15 protein-coding genes are annotated in these 18,296 nt (G+C 67.6%); 10 read left to right on the top strand and 5 right to left on the bottom strand.

Annotated elements, in window-relative coordinates; translation table 11 throughout:
• Positions 1-32: 32 nt before the first annotated feature.
• Positions 33-494 carry a GNAT family N-acetyltransferase gene (locus M1K48_RS01710; RefSeq protein ID WP_249504165.1) on the bottom strand — a complete coding sequence of 154 codons (462 nt, stop codon included), beginning with the start codon at positions 492-494 and terminating at the stop codon, positions 33-35.
• Positions 495-592: 98 nt separating this feature from the next.
• Between M1K48_RS01710 and M1K48_RS01715 the strand changes: the two genes are divergently transcribed.
• Together M1K48_RS01715 and M1K48_RS01720 are read left to right on the top strand one after the other, a co-directional pair.
• Positions 593-1,633, top strand: a complete 1,041-nt coding sequence (locus M1K48_RS01715) for a bifunctional transcriptional activator/DNA repair enzyme AdaA (protein WP_249504166.1) — start codon at positions 593-595, stop codon at positions 1,631-1,633.
• A 56-nt stretch (positions 1,634-1,689) separates the two neighbouring features.
• On the top strand, positions 1,690-2,889 hold the full coding sequence (locus M1K48_RS01720; protein ID WP_249504167.1) for a sulfotransferase family protein: 1,200 nt from the start codon (positions 1,690-1,692) through the stop codon (positions 2,887-2,889).
• On the opposite strand, the gene M1K48_RS01725 is transcribed toward M1K48_RS01720, so the two are convergent.
• Entirely contained in the window at positions 2,880-4,451 is a 1,572-nt protein-coding gene (locus M1K48_RS01725; RefSeq protein WP_249504168.1) for a cryptochrome/photolyase family protein, read from the bottom strand. The genes M1K48_RS01720 and M1K48_RS01725 overlap by 10 nt on opposite strands.
• A gap of 169 nt (positions 4,452-4,620) precedes the next feature.
• Between M1K48_RS01725 and M1K48_RS01730 the strand changes: the two genes are divergently transcribed.
• Positions 4,621-5,124, top strand: coding sequence for a CAP domain-containing protein (locus M1K48_RS01730; RefSeq protein WP_249504169.1), 504 nt, complete (start codon positions 4,621-4,623; stop codon positions 5,122-5,124).
• Here M1K48_RS01730 and M1K48_RS01735 read toward each other — a convergent pair.
• The 3 genes from M1K48_RS01735 to M1K48_RS01745 are packed head-to-tail and all read right to left on the bottom strand — an operon-like array spanning position 5,121 to position 10,371.
• The gene (locus tag M1K48_RS01735) at positions 5,121-6,644 is read right to left on the bottom strand and encodes a tetratricopeptide repeat protein (RefSeq protein WP_249504170.1); all 1,524 of its coding nucleotides are present in this window, start codon (positions 6,642-6,644) and stop codon (positions 5,121-5,123) included. The genes M1K48_RS01730 and M1K48_RS01735 overlap by 4 nt on opposite strands.
• 1 nt (position 6,645) lies before the next feature.
• Complete coding sequence (locus M1K48_RS01740; protein WP_249504171.1) at positions 6,646-8,169, bottom strand: hypothetical protein; 1,524 nt, start codon at positions 8,167-8,169, stop codon at positions 6,646-6,648.
• Positions 8,170-8,202: 33 nt separating this feature from the next.
• Positions 8,203-10,371: a primosomal protein N' gene (locus tag M1K48_RS01745; RefSeq protein ID WP_249504172.1), complete on the bottom strand. Its 2,169-nt coding sequence runs from the start codon at positions 10,369-10,371 to the stop codon at positions 8,203-8,205.
• 62 nt (positions 10,372-10,433) lie between these two features.
• Between M1K48_RS01745 and paaA the strand changes: the two genes are divergently transcribed.
• The 7 genes from paaA (at position 10,434) to M1K48_RS01780 (ending at position 18,269) form a co-directional block, all read left to right on the top strand.
• Positions 10,434-11,432 (top strand): 1,2-phenylacetyl-CoA epoxidase subunit PaaA, encoded by a 999-nt coding sequence (gene paaA, locus M1K48_RS01750; RefSeq protein WP_249504173.1) that lies wholly within the window; start codon positions 10,434-10,436, stop codon positions 11,430-11,432.
• A gap of 92 nt (positions 11,433-11,524) precedes the next feature.
• A complete protein-coding gene (paaB, locus tag M1K48_RS01755; RefSeq protein ID WP_249504174.1) occupies positions 11,525-11,806 on the top strand; it encodes a 1,2-phenylacetyl-CoA epoxidase subunit PaaB in 282 nt (93 codons plus the stop codon).
• On the top strand, positions 11,806-12,627 hold the full coding sequence (gene paaC, locus M1K48_RS01760) for a 1,2-phenylacetyl-CoA epoxidase subunit PaaC (RefSeq protein WP_249504175.1): 822 nt from the start codon (positions 11,806-11,808) through the stop codon (positions 12,625-12,627). Before paaB ends, paaC begins: the two co-directional genes overlap by 1 nt.
• 94 nt (positions 12,628-12,721) lie before the next feature.
• A complete protein-coding gene (locus tag M1K48_RS01765; RefSeq protein WP_249504176.1) occupies positions 12,722-13,798 on the top strand; it encodes a ferredoxin--NADP reductase in 1,077 nt (358 codons plus the stop codon).
• A gap of 19 nt (positions 13,799-13,817) precedes the next feature.
• Positions 13,818-15,011 (top strand): aromatic amino acid transaminase, encoded by a 1,194-nt coding sequence (locus M1K48_RS01770; protein WP_249504177.1) that lies wholly within the window; start codon positions 13,818-13,820, stop codon positions 15,009-15,011.
• Positions 15,004-17,052: a transketolase C-terminal domain-containing protein gene (locus tag M1K48_RS01775; protein WP_249504178.1), complete on the top strand. Its 2,049-nt coding sequence runs from the start codon at positions 15,004-15,006 to the stop codon at positions 17,050-17,052. The genes M1K48_RS01770 and M1K48_RS01775 overlap by 8 nt, the downstream gene beginning before the upstream one ends.
• Before the next feature lie 2 nt (positions 17,053-17,054).
• Positions 17,055-18,269 (top strand): dihydrolipoamide acetyltransferase family protein, encoded by a 1,215-nt coding sequence (locus M1K48_RS01780; protein WP_249504179.1) that lies wholly within the window; start codon positions 17,055-17,057, stop codon positions 18,267-18,269.
• Positions 18,270-18,296: the final 27 nt, after the last annotated feature.

Raw genomic sequence — 18,296 nt, forward strand, 5'->3', positions numbered from 1 at the left:
CTAGCAGGGGGTCCGAAATGATGCAAGGCGGGTCACAGCTCCAAGCACAGGAAACGGGTGAAATCGCTGGCCGGGTAGCCGCCGAACTGACCACATTCGGTGAATCCGGCGCGGTCGTAGAGGTGGTTGGCGGCGGCGAAATGCTCGCTTCGGCCGGTTTCGAGCAGCAGGCGGGAATAGCCGCGCGAGCGGGCTTCGGCGGTGATGGCGGCAAGAATGGTCCTGCCCACGCCCCCGCCGAGGGCCGAGGGGGCGGTGCGCATCGACTTGATCTCTCCTTCTCCGCCTCCAAGTTCCTTGAGCGCGCCGATCCCTAGGAGGCGGCCAGCTTCGCGCGCCGTGAAGAAGGTGATCGCCGGGTGGGCGAGGGCGGAGCCGGGCAGGACGTGGCAGGCTTCGGGCGGGGAATGGGCGTGCATGGCGGCGACGTGGAGGGCGAGCAGCGCCTGCACGTCCTCCTGGTCGAGTTCGCCGAGGTGGATGCTGATCGACATCCGGACAGGGCTAAAGGGCAGGGACGGACAAGGCGAGGTGAAGCTTTGACCGCAACTTTCGGGACGCGCGGTCGGCACGGCTTTGGTAAAGCGTGTTCATGATCGACGAACAGTCAGCCTGGGACGCCTTCGAGCGGCGCGATCGCTCTGCCGACGAGCGGTTCGTGGTCGCGGTGACGACCACCCGTATCTATTGCCGGCCATCCTGCCCCGCGCGACGTCCGCGGCGGGAGCATGTGCGGTTCTACGCCGATGCCGCGTCGGCGGCGGAGCGAGGCTATCGCTCCTGCCTGCGTTGCAAGCCCGACGAGGTCGCCCGCGACAAGCAGGCGGTCGCGGCGGCGCTTAGACTGCTCGAGGAGGCGGAAGAAACGTTGCGCCTGGAGGCCCTGGCCAGCGCGGTTGGCTACGCGCCGCACCATTTCCAGCGCCTGTTTACCCGCGAGGTCGGGGTCTCGCCTGCCGCCTGGCAGCGGGCCCGGCGGCTCGGCGAGGCGGACCGGCGCCTCGCCGAGGGCGCCAGCGTCACCGAGGCGATCTATGATGCGGGCTACAGTGCGCCGAGCCGCTTCTACGAGGATGCAAGGTCGCTCGGCCTGGCGCCGGCCAGACCGGCAAAGGGAGGACAGGGGATGGTCATCAATTGGGCTGTGGTGGACTGCCAGTTCGGCCCCTTGCTGATCGCCGCCACCGAGCGCGGTTTGTGCCGGGTCAGCTTCCAGGAGGACGCGGCTGCCCTCCAGCGCCGCTATCCGGCGGCCGAGCTGGTCGAGAATGGCGAAGCACCGCTGATCAAGGCCGCACTGGCGGCGATCGAGGATCCTGCGCTTGCCGCCGCGTTGCCGACCGACGTCTCGGGCACTGCCTTTCAGCAGCGGGTGTGGGCCGAGCTGCGGCGCATCCCGCCGGGAGAGACCCGCTCCTACCTCGACATCGCGCGGGCGGTCGGCGACGCCAATGCGACGCGGGCGGTGGGCACCGCCAACGGGGCGAACCCGATCGCGATCATCGTGCCGTGCCACCGGGTGGTGCGCAACGACGGATCGCTCGGCGGTTATGCCGGCGGTCTGGAGCGCAAGAAGGACTTGCTCGCCGCCGAAACAAAGCTGGCGCAAGGTTCGTTGCCCCTATTGTCTTGAACCCGTCCCTTCCTCTTCTCGCCTGGGCCAATCGGGCAGCGGCCAAGGCCCCGCCGGTGACCCTCGACCCGCAGGAGATCGAGGCGTTCGTGCGCCGCCGCACCGGCACCGAGCGGATCGGCGGCGAGCATTGGCGGCCGTGGTTCGCACTGCTGGCCGAACAGTTGGAGCAACGCGCGGCGCTTAGCCCGCTGGGCCGGATCATCGCCAACGGACAATTGGTCGGGCTGCTAACCGCGCGGGTGCGGGCAGAACGGCTGCTGGCGCGCCGTCCCGAGATCGCGCAGATGCCGATCCGTCGGCCGATCATCGTCATGGGGCCGATGCGATCGGGCTCGACCCGGGTCCAGCGGCTGCTGGCCTGCGACCGGCGATTTGCCTGGACGCGCCTCTACGAAGGCTTGTTCCCGGTCCCTTATGCGCGGGGCGATCGCCGCAGGATCGTGGCGGCGGCGTGCGTCCACCGGCTGCTCCGGAGCCTGAACCCGGCGGTGCAGCAGATTCATCCGTCGGGGGCGACCCAGCCCGACGAGGAATTCGGCCACCTGTCCTTCTCGATGACCAGCGCGCAGGCCGCGGTGCAATGGCATGTGCCGGACCTGGTCGCCGCCGAGCGAACCCGCGACTGGTCGCCGGTGGTCGCGGAACTGGCGACCCTGCTGCGGCTGAATGTTTGGGCGCGGGGCGCGAAGGGGGAGAAGCGCTGGGTGCTCAAATGCCCGGCTTATGGTGACATGGCCGACGCCCTGTTCGACGCCTTTCCCGACGCCAGCGTGATCCATCTCAGCCGCGACCCGCTGAAGGTGGTGGCGTCGAGCGCCAGCCTGGTGTTCGAGCAACGCCGAATCCACAGCGACGCGGTGGATGCCGAGGCGATCGGCGCCGAATGGCTGGAGCGAACCCTGCAGCGGCAGCGCAGGCAGGACGCGGCGCGGCAATGCCGGAGTGATGTGGCGGCGTTCGATCTTCCCTACGAGGACGTGTCGGGCGATTGGCGCGGCGCGATGGAGCGCGTGTATCGCTTCCTGGGCGAGCCACTAACCGCGGAAACGACCACGGCGATGAAGCGCTACCTGGCGGGTTCCAGTGAGCATGAGGGTCATCGCTATGATCCACAGACTTTCGGGATCGAGGAGCAGGCCTTGCGCCGGGCCTTTGGCGAGCGGGCCGCGCCGACAGTTCGCGGGTTCGGACCGCGCAAGCCGGCTCCGAGCGTACCGGCCTTGGCCGCGAAAACCGCCTTCAGCTACTCATAGGGGCTGCCGGGCACGGCCCGGGCCCATCCTGGCGCGGCGCTCTCCAGACTATCGAGGAAGCGCCTGGCTTGCGCGCGAACCTCGGCCTTGGTCTCCTCGCCGAAGCGGTTCCAGGTGGCATAAGGCTGCCACATCCGGCGGTTGCCGCGCAGCTTGGCCTCGTTGCGGTCGAGGAAGTCCCAGTAGAGCGCGTTGAACGGGCAGGCATCCTCGCCGACCCGCTGCTTCACGTCGAACCGGCAACCTTTGCAGTAGTTGCTCATCCGGTTGATGTAGGCGCCCGACCCGGCATAGGGCTTGGTCCCCAGCCGACCGCCATCGGCGAACTGGCTCATACCGAGAACGTTGGGATGTTCGACCCACTCGTAGGCGTCGGCATAGACCACGAGATACCAGTCGGCGACTTGCGAGGGGTCGATCCCGGCCAGCATGGCGAAATTGCCGAGCACCATCAGCCGCTGAATGTGGTGGGCATAGGCATTGTCGCGGGTGTTGCGCACGCTGTCGGCGCAGCAAGCCATGTCGGTGGCACCGGTCCAGTAAAAGTCGGGGAGGGGGCGGGTGTTGCCGAAGAAGTTCACCTCGTCGAGCCCCGGCATCTCCAGCCAGTACATGCCGCGGATATATTCGCGCCAGCCGATCATCTGGCGGATGAAGCCTTCGGCGGCGTTTAGCGGAACCGTGCCGAGGCGATAGGCAGCCTCGGCGGCCTGGCAGACTTCGAGCGCGGTCAGCAGGCCGCAGTTGAGGCTGGTCGACAGCCGCGAATGGTAGAGGAAGTCGGCGCCTTCGAGCATCGCGTCCTGATAGGTGCCGAAGCGCGGCAAGCGTTCGTTGACGAAGTCGTCGAGCAGGGCGCGGGCCTCGGCCGCGGTGACCGGCAGGGCGAAGGCGTCGAGGGTTCCGAAATGATGGCGGAAGCGGCCTTCGACCAGCGCGATCACCTCCTGCGTGATCGCATCCGGGGAAAAGCGCTGCGGCTCGCGCAACGGACGACCCTTGGGCGGCGGGGCGCGATTGTCCTTGTCGAAATTCCACTGGCCGCCGGTCGGCGTGTCGTCGGGCTCCATCAGGAGTCCGGTGCGGCGGCGCTGCTGGCGATAGAAGCTCTCCATCACCAGTTCGCGGCGGCTGGCGGCCCAGGCGAAGAAGTCGGGGAGGGGGCAGATGAAGCGGTCGTCGGCGACGATCTCAACCGGAATGCCGAGGCTTTGCGACCAGCCTTCGATCGCCTTCTGCACCCGCCATTCGCCGGCCTCGACGATGCGCAGGAAGGAGGGGCGAAGGCGTTCGACCGCGCGGGTCACCTCGCCGGTAAAGCTGCCGGAGTTGTCGGGATCGTCGAGCCGGATGTAGTCGACCTGCCAGCCGTCCGCCCGCAATTCGTCGGCGAAGTGCCGCATAGCGGACAGGATGAGGACGATCTTCGCCTTGTGATGGCGGACGTAGGTGGTCTCCTCCGCCACCTCCATCAGCAGCAGCCGGGCGTCCGCCTTTTCGACCCCGTTGAGCGAGGCAAGGCCGTGACTGAGCTGGTCGCCGAGGATGGGAATCAGGATCATGTGCCTGCCTAGACGGATGGGGCGGCCGCTTGGATGCAGCTTTTGGTCCAGCGGGATGGCCTTGAGCGCCGAGTTAACGGCGGCGGCTTGTCAGCATCGCGCATCATTTCGGCGCTAACGGCGCTAATGCTACTCCCGGTTAAGAGGTTGTGCGGCAAGGATCAATTCGATGTCTTGCCGAATCCCGCTACTTCTTGCCCTGGCCCTGCTGCCGGCAACCGTTCCCGCTGCCGCCCAGTCGTGGGAAGCGCAGGCGCTGGCACTCCACAATCGCGAGCGCGCAGCCTTTCGCGTCGCGCCGCTGGCATGGGACTTCGGCCTGGCCGGGGCGGCCGATGCCTATGCCAACGAGATGGTCCGGACCGGGCGCTGGGGACATAGCCCCAAGGCCACGCGTCCGGGGCAGGGCGAGAATTTGTGGATGGGAACGGTCAACGCCTACCGGATCGATGAGATGGTCGGCGGCTGGATCGGTGAGCGCCGCTTGTTCCGCCCGGGCGTGTTCCCGGAGGTCAGTGCGACCGGCAACTGGATCGACGTCGGCCATTATACGCAGATGGTGTCGAGCCGCAGCACACGCGTCGGCTGCGCGATCCGCTCGGGCGGCCGGTGGACCTACCTCGTCTGCCGCTATTCGCCGTCGGGGAACGTCGACGGGCGGGTGATGCCCTAGTCGGTCGAGCGGCCCCGGCCGGCCCGGTAATCCTCTTCGATCGCGGCCAGCGCACCGGCGGCGTCGCGGGCCTGCATCTTCTGCAAGGCCTCGAGCAGCTTGGGGCGCTTTTCGATATCGATATGCGGATTGGCAACGATCGGGGCGAAACTGCGAAGCGCAGCGGGAATCTCGCCGTCGGTCAGCCGCTGGCGAACGACGTTGAAGCGCAGGCCCATGTCGTGCGGGGCGAGCAGGTGGGCGTAGTAAAGGCCTTTGATGGCATCGGGCGTGGGCTTCTGACCGGCCACGACGAAGCTTTGGTAGAAGAGGTAGAGCGGCTCGGCATTTTCGGTGTCGGCACGGTTGGCCCGGATCAGCCAGCGCCGCACTTCGGTATAATCGGCCGAACCGCCCTTGCCGCGGGCCTCGTCCAGTAAGGCGCGGCCCTTGGTGATCATCGCGCCGATATTCTTCGGATCCCGCGCGAGCGCCTTGTCGGCGGCAGTGATGGCGGGCCAGTAGCGCCGGGCGCTCAGCTCCACCTCGGCGAGCGCCGCCTGGACCGCGGGGTCTTCGGGGTGGCTCCCGGCAATCTCGCGCGCCTGCGCCGCGACGCCCTCGACGTCTGCCGGCCGCAAGCCGCGGTCGACCCGGATGCGGACCGGCAGGATCGCCGATTCGCCCGGAGTCAGCGGACGAATGGCCACCGCCTCCGGGGCCCCGGCCGGGACCTCGAGGGCGGGGAAGGTCTTCGTGGCGTAGAGGTCGATCTCCCGGTCGAGTTGCTTCAGGTCGCCGAACGCGGTCTGGGCGGCCGTGGCCGCTGGCTCGCCTCGTGCGAGCCCGTCCAGATAGCGGCTCAGCTGTCCGCTTCGCGCCTGGTTGAAGGCGAGATAATGGGTCAGCAGCCAGCCCTTGGCGTAAATCGAACTCCGCTCCATGTCGGTGCGGGCGCGGGCCCCGGACAGGAGGTCTCCGGCGCTGAACCCGAGGTCACGGAGGATCGTCGTCTGGCGACCTTGCGGCGGGAAGCCGATCTTCACGTTGCCGTTCTTTTCGACCACGGCCGTACCGAAGAATTCCGCGGTGCCTTCGACCAGCCAGGCGGCCAGCGGGCTGTTGGGATCGGTCAGCATCAGGTGATGCGTATATTCGTGCTGCAGCAGCTGGTCTGAATCGAGTGTCTGGCCAGCCGCGAGATCCTTGCGACTGACAAAGGCGACGGCGCCCGATGCGCGGGGGATATAGAAGCCGGCGGCGTTCATCTGGCGCGGCAGCAGCTTCCGTACGGCCGCGACCGACGGCAGGTCGAAGATGGTCAGCCGCGCGCCATCGGTCAGTGGCGGGTCGGCATAGCCGCGCACCTTGCGCACAGCCGCGTCAAAGCGCTCGAGCCGCTCGGCGTAGGATTTGAGCTCGGCCGGCCGTTGCTCGGAATAGATGATGAAATGCTTGGTTCGCGCCTCATGCCAGGCGGCGACGGCGGGGCTGCCCGCGAAAAGAGCCACCGCCACGGCGATGAAGAGCCGGAATGGCATCCTAACCGCGACCCTTCTTGTTCTTGTTCTTCTTATCCCCCTCGTCGAGGGTGGCGAGCGCCTCCTTCGACTTTCCGGCTTTCATCTCGTCATAGGCCTTGGTGATGGCGGGCATCTTTCGCCCGTGAGCATCGAACACGATGGTCCCGAACAGGTTGGACGCTTCCGCGCTGTTGTTGTCGGCGAGATGCTGGCGCACGGCCGCCAGCCGCAGGCCATCGTCCTGGGGAGCGAGCGCCTGTGCGTAATGCAGACCCTTGATCGCTGCGGCGGTGGGGTGCTGCCCGGCCCAGGCGAAAGTCTGATAGTAGAGGTAGAGCGGCTCGGCGTTCTCGAGATCGGCGCGGTTTGCCTTGATGAACCAGCCTCTGACTCCCGCCCAATCGGCCTTGGCCGGCTCCCTGCGGGCGATCTCGGCCAGCGCCATCCCCTTGTAGATCATGCCCTGGACGTTCTTGGGATCGGCGGCGAGGGCGCGGTCGGCGGCCGCGATCGCGCCGGGGTAGTTGTCGACGTCATATTCGGCTTCGGCGAGCGAGCTTTGGACGAAGGGGTCGCCGGGGAAGCGCGCGCCGATCTTGCGCGCGGCCGAGACGATCGTGCGGGCGCTCTGCGCGTCGATCCCGCGGTCCGAGCGGAGCCTGTACTGCATGATCTCGTCCTCGCCCGGGCGCAGCGCGCGGATGGCGACGGCCGGGGTGGGGATGGGCTCGACGCGGATCGCACTGAACTTCCGGTTGGCGGCGTAGCGATCGATGCTGCGATCGAGGGCGCCCAAATCACCGAATGCGTCCTGGGCGGCGACCAGGGGCGCCTTTCCGCCGACGATGCCGCGCATGTAGGTCGCAAGCTTCTGCTGCCCGCCAGGCGTGAAAGTCAGGTAGTGGCTGAGAAGCCACCCCTTCGAGTAGAGCGACAATTGGTCAAGGCCGTCCTGCGGACGCGCCTGCGACAGCAATTGCCTGGCGTCGAAGCCGATATCGGCAAGGACCGTAGATCCGCGGCCGTAGGGCGGCGCACCAAAGGACACCGACCCGTCCTTTTCGATCACCGCCGTGCCAAAGAATTCGGCGCCGCCTTCCACGATCCACGACGGGATCGGCCCCTTCTGCTCGGACAGCATCAGGTGGTGCAGATATTCGTGGAAGAAGACGAGGTCCGGCTGCTTCATCTGCCGGTTCTCGAAGCCGGAACTGTCGGGACTGACGTAGGCGACCGAACCGGACGCGCGCCCAAGGTAGAAACCCGCCACCCCGCGCTGGCCGGACAGCGATTCAACTGCCTGCTGCGTATCGAGGACGTAGACCGTCAGGCGCGAGCCGTCGGTGAGGTCGGGGTCGGGCATCGCGCGGACCTTGCGGACCGCCGCGTCGAAGCGCTCGAGCCGTTCGGCATAGGCCTTGAGATCGGGCGGCGTCTGCTTGGAATAGATGATGAAGTGGCGGGTCTTGGCCTGGTGCCACTGGGCGGAAGCAGGTGCCGCGCATGCCATCAACGCCGTCGCGGCCGTAAGCAGGAAACGCACTAGAACACCCCTGATTCCCAACGATTTACCGCATTAAAGGAAAGAATAGGGGTCCACGTCAACCGCGACCCTGACCTTTGCGGACCATTCGACCCCGCCGAGCCATTTGCGGATCACGTCCTGGACGTCGAGGCTGCGGCGGGCGTGGACCAGAAGGCGGAAGCGGTGGCGGCCGCGCAGCATGGCAAGCGGGGCGGGGGCGGGGCCGTAGACCGCCATTCCCTCGACCTGCGGCGCCCGGCGCCCGATCCGGTTGGCGGTCTGCTCGGCTTCTTCCTTGTCCTCGGCGCTGACGACGATGGCGGCGAGGCGGCCGAACGGCGGCATGCCCGCTTCTTGGCGCGATTCGGTTTCGGCGGCAACGAACTGCTCAGTGTCGCCGCTGACGAGGGCGGCGATGACGGGGGCGTCGGGCTGGTGGGTCTGCACCAGCACCCGCCCGGGCTTGCCGCCGCGTCCGGCCCGGCCGGCGACCTGGCTGATCTGCTGGAAGGTCCGCTCCGCTGCGCGGAGGTCGCCTCCGGACAGGCCAAGGTCGGCGTCGATCACTCCGACCAGGGTGAGGTTGGGGAAGTGGTAGCCCTTGGTGACGAGCTGCGTCCCGACCACGATGTCGATCTCGCCCTCCTCCATCTGGCGGACGAATTCGGCGGCGCGGACCGGGCTCCAGATGGTGTCGGAGGTGACGATGGCGGTGCGTGCATCGGGGAATAGCGCCTGCACCTCGTCGGCGATGCGCTCGACGCCCGGGCCGCAGGCGACCAGGCTGTCCTTGTCGCCGCATTCGGGGCAGGCCTCGGGCTGCGGGATGACCAGCCCGCAATGATGGCAGGCGAGGCGGCGCATCAGCCGGTGCTCGACCATCCAGGCGGTGCAGTTGGGGCATTGGAAGCGGTGGCCGCAAGTCCGGCACAGGGTCAGCGGGGCGAAGCCGCGGCGGTTGAGGAAGAGGAGGCTCTGTTCGCCAGTGGCAAGGTTGGCCTCGATCTCGGTCACCAGCTGCGGCGCGATCCAGCGCCCGCGCGGCGGTGGGTCGGCGGTGAGGTCGAGGGCGGTGAGGCTTGGGAGTTGCGCGCCGGCGTGCCGCTCGCGGAGCTGCAGTTCGCGGTAGCGGCCGGTTTCGACCATGTGCCGGGTTTCGAGCGCCGGGGTGGCGGAGGAGAGGATGACCGGAATATCCTCGAACCGCGCCCGCATCACCGCCACGTCGCGGGCGTGATACTGGACGCCATCCTCCTGCTTGAACGAGGCTTCGTGGGCTTCGTCGACGACGATCAGGCCGAGGTTGGCGTAGGGCAGGAACAGCGCCGAGCGGGCGCCGACCACCACTTTCGCTTCGCCGCTGGCGATCCCGCGCCAGGCGCGGCGGCGCTGCGAGGAGCGGAGGTCGCTGTGCCAGGCGGTGGGCTCGCAGCCGAAGCGGGCGGCGAAGCGCTTGAGGAAGGGCTGGGTAAGGGCGATCTCGGGGAGGAGGACGAGCACCTGGCGGCCCTCACGGACGGCTTCTGCCACGGCTTCGAAATAGACTTCGGTCTTGCCCGAGCCGGTGATCCCGTCGAGCAGGACGGGATCGAAGCCGCCGCCGATGGAGGCGACAAGGCTATTCGCCGCGGCCTGCTGGTCCTCGCTGAGCTTGGGCGGGGCGAAATCGGGGTCGGGGCAGGAGAGCGGCTGGTCTGCCTCGACCTGGATCCGCTCCAGTGCGCCGCTATTCACCAGCCCGCGCAGCACGGCGTCGCTGACCTCGGCATGGGCGGCGAGTTCGCGGATGGTGCCTTGTCGCCCTTCGAGCCGGTCGAGCGCCTGGGTGCGCTGCGGGGTCAGACGGCCGGGGCGTTCGCCGGTCAGGCGATATTCGGTGAGCTGGCGCGACCCTTCCAGCGCGGAGGACGACGGCAGCACCATCCGCAGCACCGAGGCGAGCGGCGAGAGATAATAATCCGCGGTCCATTCGCACAGGCGGCGAAGTGGGGCGGGGATGACGGGGACGTCGATCAGCCCGGCGAGCGGTCGGAGGCGGTTGTCGCCCACCTCTTCACTCGGCAGCCGCTCGGCTTCCCACGCCACGCCGACCAGCTGGCGCGGGCCCAACGGGGCGATTACCACGCTGCCGGGCTCGACCGCCATGCCATCGGGTACGCGATAGTCGAGCGGCCCCAAGGCAGCGTTCAAGGTGACGACACGGGCGCGGGGGAGAGGCACCCGCGCGCTCTAGGCGAAAGGACCGGGTGGAACCAAGGGCCTGCAATCGCTATCTAAGGCTCATGTATACCACCGATCTCTCAAAGCCCGGCAGCGCCAAGGTTCAGCCGATCGGCCCCGCCGAGGATCCCGCCCTGCTCGAGGCGTTCGAAGCGCGCGTCGCCGCGGACGAGTTCATCGAGCCCAAGGACTGGATGCCCGAGGCTTATCGCCGCACCCTGACGCGGCAGATCAGCCAGCATGCGCACAGCGAGATCGTCGGGATGCTGCCCGAGGGCAACTGGATCACGCGCGCGCCGTCGCTGCGGCGGAAGGCGATCCTGCTCGCCAAGGTGCAGGACGAAGCGGGGCATGGCCTTTATCTTTACTGCGCGGCGGAGACGCTCGGTACGAGCCGTGAGCAGATGATCGAGGCGCTGCATTCGGGCAAGGCCAAGTACAGCACCATCTTCAACTATCCGACGCTGACCTGGGCCGACATCGGCGCGATCGGCTGGCTGGTCGACGGCGCGGCGATCATGAACCAGGTGCCGCTGCAGCGCACCAGCTACGGGCCCTATGCCCGCGCGATGGTCCGGGTGTGCAAGGAAGAGAGCTTCCATCAGCGCCAGGGCTATGAGATCAGCATGCAGCTCGCGCGCGGTACGCCTGAGCAGAAGCGCATGATGCAGGACGCCTTCAACCGCTGGTGGTGGCCGAGCCTGATGATGTTCGGGCCGCCCGACGACAATTCGCCCAATACCGCGCAGTCGATGCGTTGGCGGATCAAGCGCGAGACCAATGACGAACTGCGCCAGAAGTTCGTCGACATCACCGTGCCGCAGGCCGAGTTCATCGGGCTGACCGTTCCCGACCCCGATCTCAAGTGGAACGAGGAAAAGGGCGGCTACGACTTTGGCGCGATCGACTGGGAGGAATTCTATTCGGTCGTGAAGGGCGAGGGCCCGGTCGCCAAGGAGCGGATCACCGCTCGCCGCGAGGCGTGGGAAAAGAACGCCTGGGTGCGCGAAGCGGCGCAGGCGCACGAGGCGAAGAAGCAGGCGCGGAAGGCGGCGGCTTGACGTTATTCGTCGCCCCGGCGAAGGCCGGGGCCTCAGGCGATGTGGCCTGAACGCTGAGGTCCCGGCCTGCGCCGGGACGACGGAGTGTTTGGATGTCGGACTGGCCATTGTGGGAAGTTTTCGTGCGGACCAAGGGCGGGCTCGCGCACCGTCACTTCGGAAGCGTCCACGCGCCTGACGCCGAAATGGCGCTGCGCCACGCCCGCGACACCTACACCCGCCGCCAGGAGGGCGTCAGCCTGTGGGTGGTGAAGTCCTCCGAGATCGTCGCCAGTGACCCCGCCCAGGCCGGCGAACTGTTCGAGCCGGCCGCCGACAAAATTTACCGTCACCCGACGTTTTATGAGATCCCGGACGAGGTGAAGCACATCTGATGCCGAGCCTTCCAACCATCCAGCCCGAAGACGAGGCTGTCGCCGACAAGGTGCGCCCGGCCGGGGCGTTCGATGCGCCGTCCGATTCACACGATCCGGTTCGCGGCGGTTATCTGCTGCGGCTCGGCGACGATGCGCTGATCCTTGGCCAGCGACTGGGCGAATGGACCGGCCATGCGCCTTCGGTCGAGGTCGATCTGTCGCTCGCCAACCTGGCGCTGGATCTAGTCGGCCAAGCCACCTTCTTCCTCGGTGCGGCGGGCGATGCCGACGAACTGGCGTTCACGCGCGACGTGCTCGACTTCCGCAACTGCCTGCTGGTCGAGCAGCCCAACGGCGATTTCGCCCGCACGATGATGCGGCAGCTATTGTTCTCGACCTGGCAGCACCTGCTCTACCAGGCGCTGGCCGACAGCCGCGATCAGGCGATCCGCGAGGTCGCTGCGAAGGCGGTCAAGGAAGTCGCCTATCACCGCGAGATCGCGGGCGAATGGGTGATCCGCCTCGGTGACGGGACCGAGGAAAGCCGCGCTCGGAACCTCGACGCGCTGGGGTGGTGCTGGCGATTCGTGCCCGAACTGTTCGAGGTCGACGCGGAGCTCGAGGCTGCTATCGCCGTCGGCATTGCGGTCGACCCGCGCGCCTTCGAGGCCGAATATCGCGGCGCCATCGCCGCGATCCTGACCGAAGCGACCTTGCTGGTGCCGGACGACCAGCGCGCCATCCTTGGCGGGCGGCGCGGGCACCACAGCGAGCATCTCGGCCACCTCTTGGCGATCATGCAATATCTGCCGCGCACCTATCCGGACGCCGTCTGGTGATGCCTTTTCATCCGTTCGTGCCGAGCGAAGTCGAGGCACCCTCGCGCCACGGCCCCTCAACTTCGCTCGGGGCGAACGGGATGGAGGAAGCCTCTTGAGCGAGAAGCACTTCCATGCGCTCGAAATAGCGGAGATCGTCGAGGAGACAGCCGACGCACGCTCGATCCGCTTCGCAGTCCCGCCCGAGCTCGCCGACCTATTCCGATATCGTGCTGGCCAGCACCTGACCCTTCGCGCCGAGATCGGTGGCGAGGAAATCAGGCGCAATTACTCGCTGTGCACCGCGCCGCACGAAGGCGCGCTCAAGGTCACGGTGAAGCAGATCGCCGGTGGGGCCTTTTCGAACTGGGTCGCGCGCGAATTGAAGGCCGGTGACCGGCTGGACGTGATGCCGCCGCATGGCAGCTTCACGTGCCAGTTCGATGCTTCGGCGAGCCGTTGCTACGTCGCCTTCGCCGGCGGGTCGGGGATCACCCCGATCATGAGCCTGGCGCGGACCGCGCTGGCGGAGGAACCCAGCAGCCGCTTCACACTCTTCTACGGCAACCGCGACGCCAGCAGCATCATCTTCCTTGATGCGCTGGCCGAGCTCAAGGACCGTTTCCTCGGCCGCTTCGAACTGTTCCACCTGCTGAGCGACGAAGAAGGCGACGTCGAGCTGCTGAACGGCATGCTCGACCGCGAGACCTGCGAACAGGTCATCGACGCCTTCGTGCCCGACGTGGCCGAGGTCGACGCCTTTTTCATTTGCGGTCCCGGTCCGATGATGGACGCCGCCGAAGCCGCTTTGCTCGATGCCAAGGTCCCGGCCGATCGCATCCACATCGAGCGCTTCACTGCAGGGCGCCCCTCTGCCGCCCTCGCCGCCGAAATGGCCGAGCTCAGCCAGAAGGCGGCCGGGCAGACGATGAGTGTGACCATCGATGGCCGCACTCGGCGGGTCGCGTTCGACGGCGCCAACATTCTTGATTCGGCACGTGCCTCAGGACTGCCGGCGCCGTTCGCCTGCAAGGCCGGGGTCTGTGCGACCTGCCGGGCGCGGGTGACCTCGGGCGAGGTCAGCATGGCCGCACGATACGGCCTGTCGGACGAGGAAATTGCAGCCGGCTACGTGCTGACCTGCCAGTCGGTGCCCAAGGGCGAAGGCGTGGCAGTGGATTACGACGCCTGACCGCGCTAATCGCCGCTTCATGTTGACCAGCCCAGCGCGCCGCGGCCTAGCCGATCTGCCCCCCATCGTCAGCGATACGCTGCTGGCGCTGATCGCCATGGTCAATGCCGACACCCGAGCGAACAAGATCGACGTCGGGGTCGGGGTCTATCGCGATGGCGCGGGGCGGACCCCGGTCATGCGGGCGGTCAAGGCTGCCGAGCAGAAGCTGCTCGATGGGCAGCACAGCAAATCCTACCTGGGCGGTGCAGGCGATCGCGGTTTCGCCAAGGCGCTGCGTCCGATCGTTCTGGGGCGCCATTCCGGCGACGAGCGGATCGTCGGACTCCAGACCCCCGGCGGATGCGGCGCCCTGTTCCTGGCGCTCAAGCTGGTCGCGGCGGCCAATCCCGATGCGAAGGTCATCATGGGCACGCCGACCTGGCCCAATCATCCGCCGATGATCGCCGGGACCGGGCTGCAGATCACCGACTATCGCCACTACGATCCGGCCGCCCGCAAGGTCGATTTCGCCGCGATGGCCGAAGCGCTTGAGGCTGGTCGTCCTGGCGACGTCGCCCTGCTTCACGGCTGCTGCCACAATCCGACCGGCGCCGACCTGTCGGAGGACGAGTGGCGCCAGGTCGCCGAGATCGTCGCGCGGCGCGGCCTGCTACCGCTGATCGACTTCGCCTATCAGGGGTTCGCCCGGGGCCTGGAGCAGGACCGCTTCGGTGTCGAGCTGCTGCTTGATGCCTGCAACGAAGTGCTGATTACGCAGAGCTGCGACAAGAATTTCGCGGTCTATCGCGACCGGGTCGGCTGCCTGTTCGTCAAGGCGGTGACCCTCGACAATGCGAAGTTCGCCTTCACCCACCTGCTGCAGATCAGCCGCGAGGCCTGGTCCATGCCGCCCGACCACGGGGCGGCCACCGTCCGCACCGTGCTGGAGGATGAGGCGCTGACCGCTGACTGGCGCGCCGAACTGGACGAGATGCACGCCCGCATCCGCATGGTGCGCGAAACGATCGCGGGGGCCGACCCGCGCCTCGCCTATATCGCCGCGCAACAGGGGATGTTCTCGATGCTGCCGCTGTCGGTCGACCAGGTCAGGCAGATCCGCGAGACCCACGCCATCTACATGGCCGACAGCGGGCGCGCGAACTTGGTCGGGATCGCCGACCATGATCTCGAGCGCTTCTGCGCCGCGGTGGTCGAGACGATGAATGGCTGAAAAGGACCCTGAGTTTACGGTCGGAACGGATTGGGAAGAAGTCGCGAGGCTGGTGCTGACCAGCCGCGAACTCGACCGGCTGGAGGAAGAGGAACTCGTCCCTGCCCGCCAAGTGCTCTACCAGTTCAGCGCGCGCGGGCACGACCTGGCGCAGGTGCTGCTGGGCCTGAAGCTCAAGGACGGTGACGCGGCCTGCGGTTACTACCGCTCGCGGCCGCTGTTGCTGGCGCTGGGCGTGCCGCTGGCCGATGCGCTCGGCTCGGGCATGGGACGCTCCGGCGGCTATTCGGGCGGGCGCGATATCGGGGTCGTGTTCAATTATCCTAACCCGGGCGGCGCCCATGCGCTGCCGATGTGCGGCGGGGTGGGCGCGCAATATACGCCGGCCGCCGGCTGGGCGCAGGCGATCCGCTACAAGGCCGAAGTGCTGAAGGACGGCGGGCGTGGGAACATCGCGCTGGTGCTCGGCGGCGACGCCAGTTGCGCGACGGGCGGGTTCTGGTCGGCGTTGACCATCGCCACCACGCAGAAGCTGCCCTTGCTCTTCTACGTCGAGGACAATGGCTACGGCATCTCGGTGCCGTCGACCTACCAGACACCGGGCCAGAATATTGCGGCGAATCTTGCCAGCTTCTCCGGGCTGACCATCTTCAACGGCGATGGCACCGATCCGATCGAAGCCGCGCGGCTGATCGAGGCGGCGGTGGCGCATGTACGGAGCGGGGAGGGGCCAGCGCTGCTGCGGCTGACTGTCCCGCGCCTCGAAGGCCACAGCTACCAGGATACGCAGACCTACAAGAGCGAGGCAGAGATCGCCGCCGAATGGGCGCGCGATCCGCTGCCCAAGCTCAAAGCCCATTGCGCCGCGCTGCAGATCGGCGAGGGGCGCTGGGGCGAACTCGAACAGGCCGTCCATTGGGAAGTCGCCCGTGCCCGCGAAGAGGCCGAAGCGCGGCCGGTCCTCGACGGCGACAGGGTCGCAGACGACGTCTTCTTCTCCGGCAACCATGCCGAGGTCGGCGGGCAGGCCGGCCTCTCGCTTGACGGCACCCACGACGAGCCGCGCCCCGAGGGCCAGCGGATCAACATGGTCACGGCGATCCGCAAGGTGCTCGACCAGGAGTTGGGAGCCAATCCGCGGATGTGCGTGTTCGGCGAGGACGTTGGCCCCAAGGGCGGTGTCCATGCCGTGACACTCGGCCTGCAGGACAAATACGGTCACGACCGCGTGTTCGACACCAGCCTCAACGAGGAAGGCATCGTCGGCCGCGCGGTGGGGATGGCACTCGCCGGATTGCTGCCGGTACCCGAGATCCAGTTCCGCAAATATGCCGAGCCGGCGACCGAGCAGATCAACGACACCGGCACCATGCGCTGGCGCACCGCCAATCGCTTCGCGGCGCCTATGGTGCTGCGGGTGCCCGGCGGCTTCTTCAAGTGCGGCGATCCCTGGCACAGCCAGACCAACGAAGTGCAGTTCGTCCACAATCCGGGCTGGATGGTGGCGGTGCCGAGCAATGCCGAGGATGCAGTTGGCCTGCTCCGCATGGCGCTGCGCGGCAACGACCCGGTGCTGTTCTTCGAACATCGCGCGATGCTCGACGACAGCTGGGCGCGGCGACCGTGGCCGGGCGACGCCTACGTGCTGCCATTCGGCAAGGCGAAGAAGACCCGTGAGGGCAACAAGATCACGATCGTCACCTGGGGCGCTATGGTGCCGCGCTGCGAGGCGGCGGCCGAGGGCATCAGCGCCGACGTGATCGATCTGCGCACGCTCAACCCGTGGGACCGTGAGGTGGTGCTCGACAGCGTCCGCCGTACCCGCCGTTGCCTGATCGTCCACGAGGATTTGCGCACCGGCGGCTTCGGCGCGGAGATCGCGGCGGTGGTGGCGGACGAAGCGTTCCTCGACCTCGACGCGCCGGTCGCGCGGGTGACCATGCCCGACATCCCGAGCCCGCATCACCCCTCGCTGCTGGAGGCCGCGGTGCCGAGCCTGGCGCGGATCCGTGCCGAAATCGACCGTCTGGTGGGGTTCTGAGCGTGATCGATGTCCGCGTTCCCGACGAGCAGGAAGGCACCAAGGCCGTCGTCCGCGCCTGGCTGAAGCAGCCCGGCGACACCGTGGCGATCAACGATCCGCTGGTGGAGCTAGAGACCGACAAGGTCACCCAGGAAGTGCCGTCACCGGCAGCCGGGGTGCTGGCGGAGATCCTGCTCGGCACCGATGCCGAGGCGGTGCCCGGCGCAGTGCTGGGGCGCATCGATGCAGAGGGCGGCCAAGCCAAGCCGTTTGTGCCGAGCGAAGTCGAGGCACCTCGCGCTGCTCCTGATCGTCCCTCGAATTCAGTCGGGGCTAGCGGGGAGGCGGAGACGCGTCTCTCCCCTTCGGTTCGCCGCGCACTTCTCCAGCACGACATCGATCCCGCGCGTCTCACCGGCACGGGCCGCGACGGACGCATCACCCGCGAAGATGTCGACCGCGCAGTGGAAACGGCCACCGTCAGCCATGTCGATGGCGGTGCCAAGCCGATCGCCCAGCCGCGCGTGGCCGAGGCGAACTGGCAGGACATCCCCCACGACCGGATGCGCCGCGCCATTGCCGACAACATGGTTCGCGCGGTCGCCGAAGCGCCCCACGTCACGGCGTTGTTCGAAGCCGACTTCACCGCCATCACCGCGCACAAGAAGGCACTGGCGGCGCAAGGCACCAAGCTCAGCTATACCGCTTATCTCCTCAAGGCCGCCGCCGAGGCGATGGCTGTCGCTCCGGCGGTGAACGGCCGCTGGGCCGAGGACCGGATCCTTGTCTCGCCCACCGTCGACATCGGGGTCGGAACCGCGCTTGGCGACAAGGGACTGGTCGTGCCCGTCGTCCGCGACTGCGGCGGCGCCAGCCTCGAGGAGATCGGCGCCCGCCTCGACAATCTCACAGCCCGCGCCCGCCTCGGAAAGCTCGAGCGATCCGATGTGGCGAACGGTAGCTTCACCATTTCTAATCACGGCGTCTCGGGCTCGCTGCTCGCCGCACCGATCATCCTCCACCAGGGGCAGGCAGCGATCCTGGGGGTCGGCAAGCTCCAGAAACGAGTGGTGGTCCTTAGCCAGAATGGCGCCGACGTCATCGCCATCCGGCAGATGGCCTATGTCACCCTGACCATCGACCACCGGGTGATCGACGGCCACCAAACCAACGCCTGGCTGAGTCGCTTCGTCGAGATCATCGAGCACTGGCCCGAAGCGCAGCCGAAACAATAGGAACGGCCTCTCCACCTGCCCGTTGGC

Origin of the sequence: Sphingomonas glaciei (assembly GCF_023380025.1) — a bacterium.
GTDB classification, from domain to species: Bacteria; Pseudomonadota; Alphaproteobacteria; order Sphingomonadales; family Sphingomonadaceae; genus Sphingomicrobium; species Sphingomicrobium glaciei.